The sequence below is a fragment of the Capnocytophaga canimorsus genome (assembly GCF_002302565.1).
Taxonomy (GTDB): Bacteria; Bacteroidota; Bacteroidia; order Flavobacteriales; family Flavobacteriaceae; genus Capnocytophaga; species Capnocytophaga canimorsus.
Window position 1 is genome coordinate 306043 of the sequence record NZ_CP022382.1, and the last position, 17358, is coordinate 323400.

General features: G+C 35.3%; 18 protein-coding genes. 16 read left to right on the plus strand and 2 right to left on the minus strand.

Going from position 1 to position 17358, the window contains the following annotated elements:
- Positions 1 to 124: 124 nt before the first annotated feature.
- The 4 genes from dnaX (at position 125) to CGC47_RS01355 (ending at position 4024) form a co-directional block, all read left to right on the plus strand.
- The gene (gene dnaX / locus CGC47_RS01340; RefSeq protein WP_041998870.1) at positions 125 to 1216 is read left to right on the plus strand and encodes a DNA polymerase III subunit gamma/tau; all 1092 of its coding nucleotides are present in this window, start codon (positions 125 to 127) and stop codon (positions 1214 to 1216) included.
- A gap of 11 nt (positions 1217 to 1227) precedes the next feature.
- Positions 1228 to 1839, plus strand: a complete 612-nt coding sequence (locus tag CGC47_RS01345; protein WP_095899889.1) for a DNA polymerase III subunit gamma/tau — start codon at positions 1228 to 1230, stop codon at positions 1837 to 1839.
- Between the two features lie 10 nt (positions 1840 to 1849).
- Positions 1850 to 3307 (plus strand): TPM domain-containing protein, encoded by a 1458-nt coding sequence (locus CGC47_RS10750; RefSeq protein ID WP_052456088.1) that lies wholly within the window; start codon positions 1850 to 1852, stop codon positions 3305 to 3307.
- A 66-nt stretch (positions 3308 to 3373) separates the two neighbouring features.
- On the plus strand, positions 3374 to 4024 hold the full coding sequence (locus CGC47_RS01355) for a protein-L-isoaspartate(D-aspartate) O-methyltransferase (protein WP_041913581.1): 651 nt from the start codon (positions 3374 to 3376) through the stop codon (positions 4022 to 4024).
- 10 nt (positions 4025 to 4034) lie between these two features.
- Here CGC47_RS01355 and CGC47_RS01360 read toward each other — a convergent pair whose 3' ends face one another.
- Entirely contained in the window at positions 4035 to 4943 is a 909-nt protein-coding gene (locus tag CGC47_RS01360; RefSeq protein ID WP_095899890.1) for a bifunctional metallophosphatase/5'-nucleotidase, read from the minus strand.
- Positions 4944 to 4984: 41 nt separating this feature from the next.
- Complete coding sequence (locus CGC47_RS01365) at positions 4985 to 5746, minus strand: 5'-nucleotidase C-terminal domain-containing protein (RefSeq protein ID WP_041998879.1); 762 nt, start codon at positions 5744 to 5746, stop codon at positions 4985 to 4987.
- Between the two features lie 91 nt (positions 5747 to 5837).
- Here CGC47_RS01365 and CGC47_RS01370 point away from each other — a divergent pair, with 91 nt between their 5' ends.
- From CGC47_RS01370 to truA, 12 genes are all read left to right on the plus strand, one after another.
- Entirely contained in the window at positions 5838 to 6359 is a 522-nt protein-coding gene (locus CGC47_RS01370) for a DUF6913 domain-containing protein (protein WP_013997187.1), read from the plus strand.
- The gene (gene dapA / locus CGC47_RS01375) at positions 6359 to 7231 is read left to right on the plus strand and encodes a 4-hydroxy-tetrahydrodipicolinate synthase (protein ID WP_169922925.1); all 873 of its coding nucleotides are present in this window, start codon (positions 6359 to 6361) and stop codon (positions 7229 to 7231) included. The genes CGC47_RS01370 and dapA overlap by 1 nt, the downstream gene beginning before the upstream one ends.
- Before the next feature lie 56 nt (positions 7232 to 7287).
- On the plus strand, positions 7288 to 8475 hold the full coding sequence (locus CGC47_RS01380) for an alanine dehydrogenase (RefSeq protein ID WP_041998885.1): 1188 nt from the start codon (positions 7288 to 7290) through the stop codon (positions 8473 to 8475).
- Between the two features lie 4 nt (positions 8476 to 8479).
- Positions 8480 to 8830 carry a DUF4258 domain-containing protein gene (locus CGC47_RS01385; protein ID WP_013997190.1) on the plus strand — a complete coding sequence of 117 codons (351 nt, stop codon included), beginning with the start codon at positions 8480 to 8482 and terminating at the stop codon, positions 8828 to 8830.
- A gap of 26 nt (positions 8831 to 8856) precedes the next feature.
- Complete coding sequence (locus CGC47_RS01390) at positions 8857 to 10764, plus strand: RecQ family ATP-dependent DNA helicase (RefSeq protein WP_041998891.1); 1908 nt, start codon at positions 8857 to 8859, stop codon at positions 10762 to 10764.
- Entirely contained in the window at positions 10748 to 11701 is a 954-nt protein-coding gene (gene fmt / locus CGC47_RS01395) for a methionyl-tRNA formyltransferase (protein ID WP_095899891.1), read from the plus strand. The genes CGC47_RS01390 and fmt overlap by 17 nt, the downstream gene beginning before the upstream one ends.
- A 126-nt stretch (positions 11702 to 11827) precedes the next feature.
- Positions 11828 to 12100, plus strand: coding sequence for an HU family DNA-binding protein (locus CGC47_RS01400; RefSeq protein WP_013997193.1), 273 nt, complete (start codon positions 11828 to 11830; stop codon positions 12098 to 12100).
- Positions 12101 to 12233: 133 nt separating this feature from the next.
- Positions 12234 to 13547 (plus strand): methylmalonyl-CoA mutase family protein, encoded by a 1314-nt coding sequence (locus CGC47_RS01405; protein WP_095899892.1) that lies wholly within the window; start codon positions 12234 to 12236, stop codon positions 13545 to 13547.
- Positions 13544 to 14212: a hypothetical protein gene (locus tag CGC47_RS01410; RefSeq protein ID WP_147269742.1), complete on the plus strand. Its 669-nt coding sequence runs from the start codon at positions 13544 to 13546 to the stop codon at positions 14210 to 14212. The genes CGC47_RS01405 and CGC47_RS01410 overlap by 4 nt, the downstream gene beginning before the upstream one ends.
- A 38-nt stretch (positions 14213 to 14250) precedes the next feature.
- The gene (locus tag CGC47_RS01415) at positions 14251 to 15132 is read left to right on the plus strand and encodes a PPK2 family polyphosphate kinase (protein WP_041999364.1); all 882 of its coding nucleotides are present in this window, start codon (positions 14251 to 14253) and stop codon (positions 15130 to 15132) included.
- 13 nt (positions 15133 to 15145) lie between these two features.
- A complete protein-coding gene (locus CGC47_RS01420; protein ID WP_041999382.1) occupies positions 15146 to 16531 on the plus strand; it encodes a M20/M25/M40 family metallo-hydrolase in 1386 nt (461 codons plus the stop codon).
- The gene (truA, locus tag CGC47_RS01425) at positions 16532 to 17275 is read left to right on the plus strand and encodes a tRNA pseudouridine(38-40) synthase TruA (protein ID WP_041999361.1); all 744 of its coding nucleotides are present in this window, start codon (positions 16532 to 16534) and stop codon (positions 17273 to 17275) included. It begins immediately after the preceding gene.
- Positions 17276 to 17358: the final 83 nt, after the last annotated feature.

Below are 17358 nucleotides of genomic sequence, written 5' to 3' on the forward strand. Positions count from 1 at the left end.
GGGAAGTCTAAAAACTTCCCTTTTTATTGTTAAAAATATTTCTGTTAGATTAGAGGATACATCCAAAATAAGAAATATCATTTTTTATATTTTCTTTTTCAGAATAAAAAACTACATTTGCCTTATGAAACATTTTGTAGTATCCGCAAGAAAATACAGACCACAATCTTTTCGTGATGTGGTAGGGCAAAAGGCAATTACCGATACCCTTTTAAACGCCATTGAGAACAACCATTTAGCTCAGGCACTGCTTTTTACAGGACCAAGAGGAGTAGGCAAAACTACTTGTGCCCGTATTTTAGCAAAAAAAATTAACGAAAAAACATCGGGTATTACAGACCAAAACGACTTTGCCTTTAATGTTTTTGAGTTAGATGCTGCCTCAAACAATAGTGTCGATGGCATTCGTAATCTGATTGATCAGGTGCGTATTCCACCACAAGTGGGGCAATATAAGGTGTATATTATTGATGAGGTACATATGCTTTCCACAGCGGCTTTCAATGCTTTTTTAAAAACATTGGAAGAACCTCCAAAACACGCTATTTTTATTTTAGCGACTACTGAAAAACATAAAATTATCCCTACGATTCTTTCAAGATGTCAAATTTTTGATTTTAAGCGAATTACCATAAATGATATTCGGGAATATCTGAAATATATTGCTCAACAACAAGGTATTGAAGCAGAAGATGAAGCCCTGCAAATCATCGCTCAAAAGGCAGATGGAGCAATGCGTGATGCTTTATCCATTTTTGATAGGGTGGTTAGTTTTTCCGGAGAAACTATTACTCGAAAAGCTACTTCTGAAATTTTAAATGTACTTGATTACGAAACTTACTTTAAAATCACCGATTTGATTCTGGAAAATAAACTTCCTGAGTTGTTGGTTAACTTTAATGAAATTATCGGACAAGGCTTTGATGGTCATCATTTTATATCAGGATTGGCGAGTCATTTTAGGGATTTGATGGTTTGTAAAAATCCGCTTACCATCACGCTAATGGAAGTTGGGCAAGAAACTCAAAAGAAATATGCCTTGCAAAGTCAAAAAGCCAATACAGCTTTTTTAATGGAAGCTATTGAAATTGCAAACGATTGTGAGCTTAAATACAGAAGTAGTCGTAACCAACGATTGCTGGTTGAAATAGCACTGATGCAATTGGCTTCCTTAACCTTTGTTGGCGATAAAAAAAAAATGATGGACGCTTCATAGCTTCTCCCGAAATGTTTCACCCTCAAAGGGCTGAGACCACTATTTCAACTTCAAAGATTTCTCAAAATCAGGGCTTAAAAGAGCAAGATACAGGTTTTTCATCTGCCGAGTCCTCTCAAATACAATCATTTGATAATTTTACTGCTTTAAGTAGCGGAACTTCTGTTTCCAGTTTTTCGCTCAAAAGCGTACAATTTAGAATTGATGCTAAAAATAATCAGAAATCAGAAGAAGTTGATTCTGACACACTTCCCAAAGAATCCTTTACCCAACAAGATTTACTAAAAGCTTGGAAAGATTATATTGAGCAAGTGGAAAAATCGGGTAAAAAGCTCCAAGCATCTAGTTTACGCATACAGGACCCCATTTTGAAAGAAGGAAATGTTATATTTTTAGATGTTCCCAGCCAAAATATAAAATCCGAAATAGCAGCTAACGAATATAATTTGATGCAATTTTTAAAAAATCGGCTAAAAAATCATACTATTGCTTTGGAAATTGTGGTTAACGAACGTGATTTCAGACCTAAAACAGCCTTTACTCCACAAGATAAATACAACAGACTTTTAGAAACTAATCCTATTCTTGAACAATTTAGGAAGGAATTTAACTTGAATATCTAAAAAAATAACAATGAAACTGAAAAAATATTTTTTGTTGCTGATATCTTGTTTTGTTTCATTAACAATTGTTGCACAAGAATTTTATTTCACACAAAATGGTGTTTCGGTTACTGATGTGCCCAATCCTAAAAATTCAGGACAGGCTCATTTTGTCACTGATATGACTCACTTGCTTTCCCAACAGACCATAAATCAAATCAATATGCTCTCCCAAGAGCTTGATGAAAAAAACGAAGTGGAGTATGCCGTGGTTTTGGTTGATAATTATGATGGCGACACTGCTTTTAATTTCGCCTTTGATTTATTCACGCATTGGGGGATAGGTAAAAAGGGAAAAGATACAGGTTTGCTGCTCTTTATTTCCAAAGATACACGTGAGTGGCGGTTTATTACGGGATATGGTTTGGAGGGTATCCTTACTGATGCTTATCTAAAACGAATAGGGGAACAATATCTTGTACCTAATTTCAAAAATGGCAATTACGATGCTGGAATTTTAGAAACCTCTCAAATCATTCGGCAAATATTATTGGCGCCTGATGCTCAAACTGAATTACAGCGATTGTTTCCAGCAGAACCTCCAATTGATTATTCGCCATACATTATATGGATAGGTTTTTTCTTACTAGCTTACGTTTGGATACATTTTGTACAAAAAATGACCAAAGGCACAATTCAGGTGGATAAGAGTAGTTTTTTTCGTTCACTTGCAGAAGGATGTGGTTGTTCGTTGGTTATTTACTTGATATTACTATTTGTTATTTATATGATTTTAGAGGTTTTTGTGGATTCGTTGTACTTAATTTTGATTTCGGGTTCGCTGGCTTTAGCCTTTAAGTATGAACGTAGTTATCAGGTTATTATGCAATCTTATGCCGATGAAAAAGAGAAAAATAAAGCCTTTAAAAAGTTTTTTACCTTATCTTTTATTCCGATGCTATTTTCTCCATTGGCTTACATAACTGCATTGCAAATTATCAAACGTTTTTTAGAAGCTAAAGCTCGTTTTGCACCTCCAGATGATTCTAATCAATGGATTCGCCAAAATCGGGAATGGATAAACTCAAAAACATTATCTGCTTATTTAGATAAAGGTCAACGTCGTGAGGAAACACTTGGTAGCGTTAAGTATGAAATCTGGACCAATACACAAACAGGAGAAGTTGTATTGAAACCTTGGAATTTATCCAAAAAATACACGCAATGCCCTAGTTGTGGCTACAAAACGCTTCAAAAAAATATTCGACAAACCATTGTTGAGCCCACATATACCAGTACAGGAGAAGGAGAAAAATACGATAAATGTAATTTGTGTTATTATCGTTTTTCTCACGGATTTTATACCATCGCTAAAAAAGTACAAAGTTCCTCTGGTTCAGGAGGAAGCTTTAGCAGCAGAGGTGGGGGCGGAGGCGGAAGCTTCGGAGGTGGCTCTTCAGGCGGAGGTGGCGCCGGTGGACGTTGGTAATTAAGGCTTGTTTCTGTCAAATTTTAAGATTATTTTTGCACAAATCTTAAAAAAGAGCCATAAGAATTGTTACCATTAAAAGATACTCTCAAACACAAGGGAATGCGCAATCAACTTGCCGAAAATTTGGCAAAAAAAGGCATAACTGATACTTTAGTTTTGGAAGCCATAAAGGCAGTGCCAAGACATTTGTTTATTGATAGTAGTTTTGAAACTCACGCCTATGAGGATAAAGCTTTCCCCATTGGGGCAGAGCAAACCATTTCGCATCCGTCAACGGTAGCTTTTCAAACCCAACTTTTGCAAGTCAAATCTGGGCAAAAGGTACTCGAAATAGGCACTGGAAGTGGTTATCAATCAAGTGTTTTATTATTTTTAGGAGTGAAATTATTTACCATTGAAAGACAATTTGAGCTTTTCAAACAAGCAAAGCTACTTATTCCTAAACTTATCAATCGTCCTTTAAAGATGTACTTTGGTGATGGGTATGCAGGGCTTCCTCAAGAAGCTCCTTTCGATAGAATTTTGGTTACGGCAGGTGCCCCGCAGGTGCCTCAAGCCTTACTTGCTCAACTTGCTGTGGGAGGACGAATGGTAATCCCCATAGGGAAAAACACGCAAACAATGACGCTGTTTGAGCGTATTTCCGAAAAAGAATTTCATAAAAGTGAATATGGTGAATTCCAGTTTGTTCCTTTACTAAAAAATAGAAATTAAAGCAATACTTTTAAATTTGTATGGTTTTATGCTTATTTTCAGTAACTTTATTGTCTGTAAAATAGAAGTCAACTCTTCCCAAATTTATTCCGAAACATCCCACTTGGTTTACTAAAGTGATGTTTCCTTGTTTGTTGATTACCGAGGTAGGTTCGTCCAAAAAAGTATGCGTGTGCCCACCGATAATTAAATCAATATAGGAGGTATTTTGAGCAATTATTAGGTCTGAGACGATATTTTTTTCCTTGTAATCATATCCTAAGTGCGATAGACAAATGACTAAATCGCAATTTTCCTCTATCTTTAACTTTCGCTCCATATCTTGGGCAATTTCCAAAGGATTGAGGTAAAGCGTTTCTTTATACATTTTCTTATTAACCAAACCTTCTAACAATACTCCTAAGCCAAAAACCCCCACACGGATTCCGTCAACGGTATAAATTTTATGAGTAAGGGTTTGCCCATTCATAATGGTATTTTTAAAATCATAATTTGAGGTAATGAAATCAAACTTAGCGTGTGGTAGCTGTGCATATAAGCCGTCCACTCCGTTGTCAAAATCGTGATTACCTAAAGTGGCAGCATCATATTTGAGCATACTCATAAGTTTGAATTCCAACTCTCCACCGTAAAAATTGAAGTAGGGTGTTCCTTGAAAAATGTCTCCTGCATCAAAAAGTAAGGTGTTTGGATTTTCTTTTCGTATTTGTTCCACGAGGTAGGCGCGTCTTGCCACTCCGCCTTGGTTAGGATTTCGTGGTGCATCAGCAGCAATAGGGTCAATATGACTATGTGTATCGTTAGTATGTAAAATGGTCAAATGCTTTACTTTTGGCGAAGAAAATGACAAATTTGCTCCTCCTAAACCTAAAAACAAAGCAGAAGCCCCTATATTTTTAGTAAAAACTCTTCGTTTCATCGTTATTTTATGTTTCTTAGAAAAAATCGTTATAAAAAAAATCAATCTACAAAAATGAACCTTTCATCTTTTTGAGCTTGTAGGGTATCTATTTTTTTGAAATAATCAATTAGCGTGTTACGAATTAAATAATCTGTTTCGTGTACGTTTATAGGATTGGCAAAGAAAGTCATACCATCACCTCCGTACATTAAAAAGTCGGAAGTACAAACTTGATACGTAGCTTTGGGGTCTATCGGTTTTCCGTGGATAGTAAACTGTCTGATTTTACCATCAGTAGTGATTTGTAATCCTACTTGTTTGGATAGTGGGTGCGCCGTGCCTCGACGCGCCAAATAATCTGCCATTTCATTAACTTTTTCTCCAGTTATTTCCAAAACAACCAGCATATTCTCAAAAGGCATCAGCCTAAAAACAGAACCTATGGTAATATCTCCTTTTTTTAAATCGGAGCGAATTCCTCCCCAATTAAGTAGTACAAAATCAAGCTTTTTACCTGTTCTTTGTTCGAATAGGGGAGCAATTTGCTCAAAACAAGCATCTGCCATAAAATTACCTATTCCTGCATTTAAAACGTCTTTTTCTTTGGTTAATGCCTCTGGATTGTAAGCCAAAACAGCCCCCATTTGCTGCTCCAAGTGCTTACGAAGCGGCGCCACCACAGCTTCTACATCTTGAGAAGCAGGTACAGAATCATTAATGTTAAAAAGTTTGTATTCTGTCTTTTCTAAATGATACGTATTTGATTTACAAGAAAAAACAAAAAGAGACACCAAAAAAACTTTCAGAAAATATTTACTCATATCCTATAAGTTAAATTGTAAAAATAGTACTCTGATATTAAATAATATATTACATTTGCAAAACAGATTGTAAAGATAGCAAAAAAATAGCGTGATAAAAGATTATTACATAAAAAAAATAATTCAGAAAAATTTACAGACTTTGAAAAAGAGCTCGGCAAACCAAATGTTCGACAAAATTTCAAAGGTAGGTTGTATCATTGATATGGATACCATAAAAGATGTTCAACCTTTACTTCAGTTAGTAAATAGTTTTAATTTACGTCCAGAGAATTATATTTTTTTAGGGTATCAAAAAAAATCGGAAGAAACACATATTGGTGGTATTCCGTTTTTAACCGATAGAGAAATCAATTGGCAAGGTAAAATACGTAATTATCACGCTGACAGGCTTGCTGAGCAAGAATATGATATCCTTATCAATTATTTTGATCAGCCCAAGTTGCCATTGCTTTTACTTTCTTCCACCATTCAAGCAAAACTCCGAATAGGAGTTCAAGGGATAGCCCCAGATTTTAATGATATCATTGTGCAATGTCCGTTAAAAGAAGAAGCTCTTTTTGCTCAAGAAGTAAAGAAAATTTTGAAAACCTTAAATAAAACCAACCTATGATACAAAAACAACTACAAGGCATTGGAGTTGCTTTGGTAACTCCCTTTACAAAAGATAATCAGGTAGATACTGTTGCTTTAATCCGAATTGTAAACCACCTTATTGAAGGAGGAATTGATTATTTGGTTGTTTTAGGCACTACCGCCGAAACTCCTACATTATCAGCCTCAGAAAAACAACTAGTACGTGAAACTGTAGTAAAAGCCAATCAAGGAAGATTGCCCTTAGTGTTAGGCATAGGCGGAAATAACACTGAAGCCGTTGTTAATGAAATTCAGCAAACTGATACTTCCAGTTTTTGTGCTATACTTTCGGTAGTGCCTTACTATAACAAGCCTACACAAGATGGAATTTATGCGCATTACGCTCAAATTGCTAAAAATTCAAAATTACCAATAATTACCTATAATGTTCCAGGGCGTACTGGGATTTCTATGACTGCCGACACCGTAAATAGATTAGCTCGTGATTTTGATAATATCGTAGCGGTAAAGGAGGGAGGCGGAAATTCGCAATTGGCTATGGAAATTATAAAAGATAAGCCTCAAGATTTTTTGTATATTTCTGGAGATGATATGTTTGCATTAGCTTCGGTTTATATGGGCGGAAGTGGGGGTATTTCGGTAGTAGGAGGGGCTTTCCCTAAAGAATTTTCACAAATGATTCATTTGGGTTTACAAGGTGAAATACAGAAAGCCAATGTGTTACACTATAAGTTGATGTCTCAAATTTCCTTAGCTTTTCGTGAAGGAAATCCAGTAGGAATAAAAGCTATTTTAGCCGAAAAAGGGCTTTGTAACCCTTATGTACGTTTGCCTTTGGTAGAAGCCTCGCCGAGTTTAAAGACGGATATTAAAAAACATCTTTTTTAATCCGTTTTAAGAATATTTATTGGAAGAAATCTAATTTAGATTTTTAAATTTAGAATATGTCATTTGCCTTATTTTCAGATATTTTGCCTAAAGAAGAGTGTTTAGCCGTTACTAAAAACCGGATGGCATTACAAATTGGAGTACCTAAGGAGAGTGCTTGGCAGGAAAGACGTATTGGGTTAGCTCCTGATGATGTTGCTGTACTGGTGGCACACGGGCATCGTATCTTGATAGAATCAGGAGCGGGTTTACACGCTAATTTCTCGGATAAGGATTATAGTGAAGCTGGAGCTGAAATCACAACCGATACCAAAAAAGTATTTTCTTGCGCTATTGTATTAAAAATTGAACCTCCTACTTTAGAGGAAATCAATTATTTACAACCTAAAACTGTTTTGATTTCGGCTTTGCAAATTAAAACAATGCATAAGGCTTATTTTGAATTATTAGCTAAAAAGCAAATTACGGCTTTGGCTTTTGAATTTATTCAAGATCAAAAAGGGAATTTTCCAGTATTTCAGTCGGTTAGCGAAATTGTAGGTATTGGCTCTGTTTTAATAGCTTCTGAATTGATTGCCGACGCCAACCACGGTGCTGGTGTTTTATTTGGGAACATTACTGGAGTACCTCCTATTGAAGTAGTGGTATTGGGTTCCGATGACATTGCTGTAGCTGCCGTTAAAGCAGCAATGGGGCTCGGTGCTAATGTGAAAGTATTTGATAATTCGCTTACTGACCTTCGTAACTTAAATCAAAAGTTAAATCATTCGGTATTCACCTCAACGCTTCAACCTAAAATTTTGAAGAAAGCATTGATGCGTTGTCACGTAGTTATCGGAGTGATGCGGGGTGAAAATCGTTCTCCCGTTGTAGTTTCTGAAGATATGGTACAATTGATGAAAAAAGGAGCTGTTATTGTAGATGTTAGCATAGACACTGGAGGATGTATCGAAACAAGCCAACTCACCACTTTGGTTGCTCCCACTTTTGTAAAACACCACGTTATACATTATTGTGTGCCTAATATTGCATCGCGTTATGCACGTACGGCTTCTTTCTCCCTCAGTAATATTTTGATGCCTTACTTGCTTAAAATCGGCGAGGAAGGCGGTATTGAAAACAGCCTACAAACCGACTATGGCTTAAGAAATGGGCTATATTTTTATCACGGTGTATTGACTAATGCTACAGTTTCGCAATGGTTTGATATACCATATAAACCTGTAAATCTGTTATTTATTTAAAAATATGCCTTTAATCAAACGAATTGGTTTTTATTTGTTGGGCTTTTCCATCGGAGTTGTATTTTTAGCTTTTTTCTTTAAGGAAAAACGAGCTGAGTTTTGTTATCTACCCAATTGTCGGGTATTGAAGGAATTACGCTCTAAAAATATCGAAATTGCTCCTGAATTTAAAATTACCTCTACTCAATTAAACCACCTTCTTTCACAAGGAGAAGTGTTATTTTCAAAAAGCAATGTTAAGGCAAATCCTTGTAAAAGCTATGTTATTGAAGGAAAAATATCTGAAAATAAAGTGGAAGTAATTATTGAAGATTGTCCCAATAAAACATTTATTACCAGTTTTAAAGAGTTTTAGTTTAACTTTAGAATTATTTTCCTGTTTTGACCGAAACACCACTTGAAATATTAAAAAAATATTGGGGATACGATGCTTTCCGTTCACCACAAGCGGACATCGTACAAGCGGTTTTGGAAGGAAAAAACATACTTGCTTTAATGCCCACAGGCGGCGGAAAGTCTATCGCTTTTCAAGTACCTGCGCTCCTCAAAAGTGGTATCTGCATTGTGGTATCGCCTTTAATTGCTTTGATTAACGACCAAGTAGAGGGGCTTAAAAAACGAGGAATTCGAGCCCTTTCCTTAGCTGGGGCACTTTCTTATACCGATTTAGAACGAATACTAAACAATGCTGTTTTAGGTAATTATAAATTTTTATACCTCTCTCCAGAACGGCTACAACAAGAGATCGTTCGTGATTTTATCAAGTCAATGCCTGTAAACTTGATAGTTATTGATGAGGCACATTGTATTTCACATTGGGGAAAAGATTTTCGTCCTGCCTATTTGGAATGTGTTTGGCTTAAGGAAGAATTTCCTAAAATTCCGATACTAGCACTAACGGCATCGGCTACACAGAGGGTACAAAATGACATCGTTCAACTAATGCAGATAAATGATGCTCAGGTGATTAAATCTTCTTTAAAACGTTCAAATATCGCCTATATGGTGTACAAGACGGAAGACAAATGGCGATATTTAGAGCAAATTTTACATAAAAACACTGGAAGTTCCATAGTTTACGTACGAAGCCGAAAATCAACCGTTGAAATGGCTGAATACCTCAATACTAAAGGATTAACAGCCACCTACTTTCACGGAGGATTGACCACCGAACAGAAAAGTTTAAAAATGCAAATGTGGATGCTTGGCGATGTACAAGTTATGGTGGCTACTAATGCCTTCGGAATGGGAATTGATAAGCCCGATGTACGAACTGTCATACATTGGGACATTCCGCCCACTCTGGAAGATTATTTTCAAGAGGCAGGTAGGGCAGGGCGTGATGGTGAAAAAGCATTTGCCGTAATGCTTTATAATGATTATCAGTATCAAAGCACTCAAAAAAAATTTTTGTTACATCAAACAGATGTTCCTTTTTTAAAACTTTTGTATGCTAAACTAAATGCTTATTTTCAAATTGCTTACGGTGAGGGAGAGGAAATTCTGCATCATTTTCAGTTTTCTGATTTTTGTATGCGTTACAAACTCAATCCGCAACAAGTCGCTAACGGACTAGCTTTGCTTGAAGCTCAATCGGTACTTACCTTTAACCAAAGCTATTTTAGTAAAGCTACCGTACATTTTTTGGTTTCAGGGAATCAGGTTATTGATTATTTGAAAAATAATCCAAAATATAAAGATTTGGTCTTCTTCTTTTTACGAAATTATCCAGGCATACACGATCATCCTATGGTGGTAAATCTAGAAAAAGTTGCCGTTAAGATGAATTTGTCTGCAGATAAAATAGAAAACGATTTGATTCAACTACAAAAAGAGGAAATTATCGCTTACAGAGGAGAAAACAACGATGCGGAAATCACTTTTCATTTTCCACGAAGGGACGATGCTTTAATTTATTCCATAGCCAAAAACGTAAAGGCTTACAACCAAATGAAAGAAACGCTTTTTAAGCAGATGCTTCGCTTTTTAGACGATGATAAAAAGTGTAAAAGTCAGCAACTTTTAGCATATTTTGGTGAGGAAAACACCCAGCCCTGCGGAATTTGTTCGGTTTGTGTAGCAAACAAACAGGCAAAAACCAATATCAATTTGGTAAAAAATGATATTTTGGCACTTTTACAACAAAAGGCAATGAGTTCGCAGGATTTGATATTTGCTCTTGAATATCAACAAACCATCGTTTTAGAAGCCTTAAAGATATTACTATCAATGAATGAAATACGTTTAAACGAATTTAATGAATATTTGTTAGATGAAAGAAAATCTTAGAATTGTTTTTATGGGAACGCCAGAGTTTGCACTGGAAACCCTAAAAGTATTGGTTGAAAACGGAAAACAAGTTGTAGGGGTAGTTACAATGCCCGATAAACCAGCAGGAAGAGGACGAAAATTACAATCTTCCCCCGTGAAAATATATGCTCAAAGTAAGAATATTCCTGTTCTTCAGCCTGAAAATTTAAAAGATGAAAAATTTATAACTGATTTAAAGGCCTTACAACCCGACTTGCAAATCGTAGTTGCTTTTCGAATGTTACCTAAAGTCGTTTGGCAAATTCCCCCTAAGGGTACATTTAATTTACACGCCTCATTATTACCTAATTATCGTGGTGCTGCTCCTATCAATTGGGCAATCATTAAAGGAGAAGAAGTTACGGGAGTAACCACCTTTTTCATTGATGAAAAAATTGATACTGGCGCTATCATTATGCAACAAGAAATTAAAATTGCCAATAAGGAAACAGCAGGTACGCTTCACGATAAACTAATGGTAATAGGAGCTGATTTGGTTTTAAAAACGGTAAAAATCATTGAGGACGATGAAGTTCTACCTAAACCACAGCCTAAAAACGAAACATTTGCCGAAGCTCCCAAAATCTTTAAGGAAACGTGTAAAATTGATTGGCAGCAAAATGGAGAAGACATTGAGCGTTTAATTCGAGGGATGAGTCCGTATCCTGCAGCTTGGGCTAATTTGCAGACCAATAATCAAGAACAAATAGCTGTTAAAATATATGATGCTGATTTCTCCCCTGAACACCACCAGGAAAAATTTGGAACGCTTCAAGTCAATGAAAAAGCATTGCAAGTGTTCGTTCCACAAGGGATTTTGACCATTAACGAACTTCAACTACCTGGAAAAAAACGAATGAAAACAAAAGAATTACTCAATGGTTTTGCCTTTGAGTCGCATTTTATTTTAACATAATCCCCCTTTTTTTATGATTAAATGTTAATAATTTCAAAAAATAAACTTTTTTCATTATAAAAAAATAGCATCATTTGAATATATTTATATCTTTGTAAGACAATTTACACACAAAATAATATACTTATGAACAAAACAGAACTTATTGATGCTATTGCAGCGCAAACAGGAGTTTCAAAATCAGATGCTAAAAAAGTCTTAGATTCTTTTTTAGGTAATGTTGAAAACACCTTAAAAAAAGGTGGAAAGGTATCTTTGGTAGGATTTGGCTCTTGGTCAGTTTCTAAAAGAGAAGCAAGAGAGGGAAGAAATCCGCAAACAGGAAAAACCATAAAAATTGAAGCCAAAAATGTGGTTAAATTCAAACCAGGCTCAGAATTGAATGACGCAGTTAATTAGGGTTCTCCATAGTTTTAAGGTTTTTATTGAAAAGGTTGTTAAGTGAATTAACAACCTTTTTTGTGTTCGAGTTCCTTTTTGCATAACAAATAAAAAGCATATTTTTGTCTCCAATTTGTGTGAAAAAATAACGATGACCGATTTATTATTGCCTTTTACTAAAATTGGCACCAAAGAATGGAAGCAAAAACTTCATTTTGAACTTAACGGACAAGATTATAATCAAACTCTGGTAGCTCAAACTCACGATGAAGTAACATTACTTCCATTTTATACGACTGAAAATAAAAGAACTCATTTCAAAGTTCATACAAAATCAAGCCCCACTGCTACTATTTATTGTATAAAACCCCAGAAAGCCTTAAAAGAAATACAGCTTTTAAATGCTATGGGAATTGATTGTTTTTCGATAACCTTACATTTTAAAAACGAAAATTGGGCAGCTTTTTTTGCTGCTTTGCCTAAAAATGGTACTTATTTCATTCATCCGCAATATGCTGATGTTGCTCATTTCAGCAAACTTTCAGAAGGAATTTTTAAAAGTGAGGCTAATATCAATCTTTGTTGCGATTATATCGGTAGGCTACTTTCAGTAGGACATTGGTTTTCCAATCAATCTGATGATTTACAACTGATAAAAGACTATCATTCAGATATTTTATACGTAAATACGGCTATTTACCAACAGTCAGGAGCCAGTGTAATACAACAATTGGCATACGGATTATCTCAAGCGGTAACATATCTTGAAATTATTGAAAATCAGAGTGATAAATCCGATATAAAACTCTATTTTGAAGTAGCTTTATCGAGCCAATGTTTTTTTGAAATCGCAAAATTAAGAGCATTAAGGCAACTCATCGAAGTCGTTTTTTCTGTATTTTCCTTTCCAATAAAATGTTTTGTGATTGCCGAACCTTCACAACGTGAATTTAAAATTACGCATACTAATTATAATCAAATAATTACAGATTTAGCTTACCAAAGTGCTATTTTTGGAGGTGCTGATTTTATCAAAGGAAAAAATGCGTTATTTTTCAAAAAAAGTACCCCAGAAATCAAAATAGAGGTGATGCAAAGATTACAAAATGCAGTTCAAAATCAATCTGCTGAACAATGCAATGGTAATTTACTGATAGATACTCTTAGTGCAGAAATGGCTGAAAAAGCCTTACTTTTGTTTAAAAATATTGTGGCATCGGGTGGATTGTTAAAACAAATCACTCAACATACACTGCAACGTAAAGTAAAAGAAAAAGCTACTCAACAACAACAATTATTTGACGATTTACTACGTAAAAATTCACCTGATTTTTCAAATTTTGTTTCTAAAGAAGATTGGGAAATTGTACCTTTCAGTAAAAAAAATCGAGAAAAAACATTCGTAATTCCGTTAGTAGCCAATAGGTTATGGGAAAAGTTGGAAAAAAAACATTCAAGACAATGAAAAATCGTTTCGAAAACCTTACAATACCGATAAATCCGTCGCAAGATAAGATTTATGAACATCTTAATTTTGCTGCAGGGTTTCCTCCTTATATTAGGGGATATACCGCTTCTGAAAATCTATTGCAACCGATTTGTTTTAAAGATATTAATATCAAAATAGAAGCTAATACTCAAGAAGTGGTTTTAGGTGAAAGAACGTTCTTCCTGTTAAAAGATGATAGAACAACAGATTTTGAAAAAGTTATAGCTATAAAATTACTTCAAGCGAAAGAAATATTTAAGACTAATGAAAAAAAATCAGAAAATATAGGGTTTTTGTATATTTTTACTAATGATTATCTTTTAAATATTGCCCAAATACGAGCAATACGTATGTTTTGGGCAAAAATGATGCTTAATTTTAATATTGCTAAAAAATTACCTATTGCCGCAGGAGTACACACCCCAATGCAAAAATACTTTGCAGCTATGGCAGGGATTCATCAGATATTTTATTTTTCTGAAAATCAATATTTTTTTATTGAAAATGAATCTATTTTATTAGAAAATTCGATGCTTTTAAAAAGTATTGACCCTTGGGCAGGAAGCCAAGCCGTAGAAGAAGCTACCCAAAATACCTATGTTAAACTTGAAGAAAGATTTGCGCAAATCAGTCAGGAATAGTAATTTTATAAATCGTTTTGATTTCGAAGTTGATTTTTATGAATGATGATTTAAAGAAGTATCGGGTAACTAAAAATACAAAACTCAAAGAGTGTCCTACCAACGAAATTACCTTTCTCAATAGTAATACATTGGAAGAGGAATTAGCTTTGGTTAGCCAAAAAATTGCTGATTTTCAGAATATGATGTACGCTCACGGAAAATATGGCGTACTTATTTGTTTACAAGGAATGGATACCTCTGGAAAGGATAGTATGATACGCGAAATTTTTAAAGGCTTTAATAGCAGAGGCATTGTAACACACAGCTTTAAAACGCCAACTACCAAAGAATTAGCGCACGATTATCTTTGGCGACACTATATGGCATTGCCTGAACGCGGAAAATTTTCCATTTTCAATCGTACGCACTATGAAAATGTGCTGGTTACACGAGTACATCCGCAGTATATTCTTAATGAAGATATTCCAAGAATAAATGAGATTGAGGATATTCCTCATAATTTTTGGAAGAAAAGATTCAATCAAATCAATGATTTTGAGAAACATATTACTCAAAATGGAATTATTATTTTTAAATTTTTGTTACATATTTCAAAAGAAGAGCAACGTTTACGCCTATTAAATCGGTTGGAAAAACCCTCCAAAAACTGGAAATTTTCAAAGGCAGATATGGAAGAACGACAATATTGGGAAGAATATCAGTTTTGTTATCAAGAAATTATTAAGCATACTTCTACTAAAATAGCTCCGTGGTACATCATCCCCTCTGATAATAAAAAAGCCGCTCGTTTGTTGGTTGCCAAAATATTATGGGAAAGTTTAAAAAAATATAAAGATATTCGTTATCCTGAGTTAAACCAAGAAACAAAAGCTCAATTACAAATCTATAAAACGCAATTAGAAAATGAAAAACCATAAAAAATTAAATGAGATGAAACTAAAACTAACCCTATTTTTCATTTTAACTGTATTTACTATAAAGGCTCAATTTGTTGATTTTCATAGAGATTCCGTGATGTTGCGAAATATTTATACACAAGCGCTCACTGAGGGTAAGGCCTACAATTGGTTACACCATATTTGCTATAATGTAGGAGCGAGGCTTTCAGGGTCTTACGGAGAGAAAAAAATGATTACCTATACCCAAGAAGAACTCGAAAAATTAGGACTTAGGGTTAATTTACAGTCGGTTATGGTACCTCATTGGGTCAGAGGATTGCCTGAATATGCTTATATTGAAACAGCAAAAGACAAAACAATAAATGTACCGATATTGGCTTTAGGCGGTTCGGTAGCTACTCCAGCGACAGGCATCAAAGCTTCGGTGGTGGAATTTAAAAGCCTTCAAGATTTAGAAAATGCGAATATTAACCAAGTGGTTGGGAAAATCGTGTTTTTAAACGGAGCGCTCCCTAATGCGATGATTAACACTTTTGATGCGTATGGAGCTTGTGGTTCGCAACGTTATTCAGGAGCACGTATTGCTGTAGATAAAGGAGCTGTTGCTGTAATTGTACGTTCGCTTTCACATAAAGTTGACAATCATCCGCACACGGGAGTAATGTCTTATGAAAACTTACCTAAAAGCCGACAAATTCCTGCGGCTGCTATCAGTACCCAAGGAGCTGATTTGCTGAGTAGCTTGCTGAGTTTAAATCCGAATTTACAATTTTATTTTAAGCAAAATTGCCGTACCCTTGCCAATGTACCTTCTTCAAACGTAATTGCAGAAATCAAAGGTAGTACCTATCCTGATGAAATCATCGCCTTCGGAGCGCATCTGGACTCGTGGGACGTGGGGCACGGGGCTCACGATGATGGAGCAGGAGTGGCACAAAGTATGGAAGTTATCCGAATATTTAATCATCTGAATTACAAACCTAAACGGACTATACGCATTGTTTTGTTTGCCAATGAGGAAAACGGAGCACGTGGTGGTTTGAAATATGCCGAAGAAAGCAAAAAACGAAATGAGAATCATATTTTTGCTTTGGAAAGTGACGCTGGCGGATTCGCACCTCGAGGTTTTGCTTTTAGCGGAGAGGCAAAAAAGATTGCTAAGGTAAAATCGTGGAGCAAACTTTTTGAACCCTATTACATTCATCTTTTTGAAAAAGGATATCCAGGAACGGATATCAATCCTTTAAAAAACGACAGAACTCTCTTAGCAGGGCTCACCCCTGATTCTCAAAGGTATTTTGATCATCATCATTGTCAAACCGATGTTTTTGAGGCGGTTAACAAGCGAGAGTTAGAACTTGGGGCAGCAACTATGGCAAGTATGATTTATTTGATTGACCAATACGGATTGGATTAAATGCGTTATTTTATTGAATTTTCGTACAATGGCAAAAATTACCACGGTTGGCAAAACCAACCCAATGCCATTTCCGTTCAACAAGTGTTGGAAAATGCACTTACTACGCTTTTGCGAGAAAAAATAGAAATTGTAGGTGCTGGTCGCACAGATAGTGGAGTACACGCCAAACAAATGTTCGCTCATTTTGATACTATACAAGAATTGGATAACCAATGGGTGTACAAGCTAAACTCTTTTTTACCTAAAGATATTGCCATACTTCACATTCACCGAGTGAAAGATGAAGCTCACGCTCGTTTCGATGCCTTAAAGCGTACCTATCAGTATCAAGTCAGTACTCAAAAATCTGTTTTTGATTATCCGTATAGTATGTATCTGAATTTACCATTGGATATTGAACAAATGAACGATGCCGCAAAGATATTGTTTAATCACAATGATTTTCAATGTTTTTCAAAATCAAACACCGATGTTAAAACATATCTTTGTCATATAGAACAAGCCTATTGGCAACAGCGAGGTAATATGCTGATTTTTACCATTTCGGCAGACCGTTTTTTGCGCAATATGGTACGTGCTATTGTAGGTACACTTTTAGATGTTGGGCTACACAAAATTACTTTGGAAGATTTTGAACAAATCATCAGAAGTAAAAACAGAAGTAGGGCAGGGGCTTCCGTTCCTGCTTGTGGGCTATTCCTAACCGAAGTACAATATGATGAAGCTATTTTTGTAAAATAAAGCGCAAAGGATAAAAAACAAATTACAAAATAAGAAAACCTTCAAGTTAACAAAGCATAAGAATGTATTGTTTTAAAGGTGTT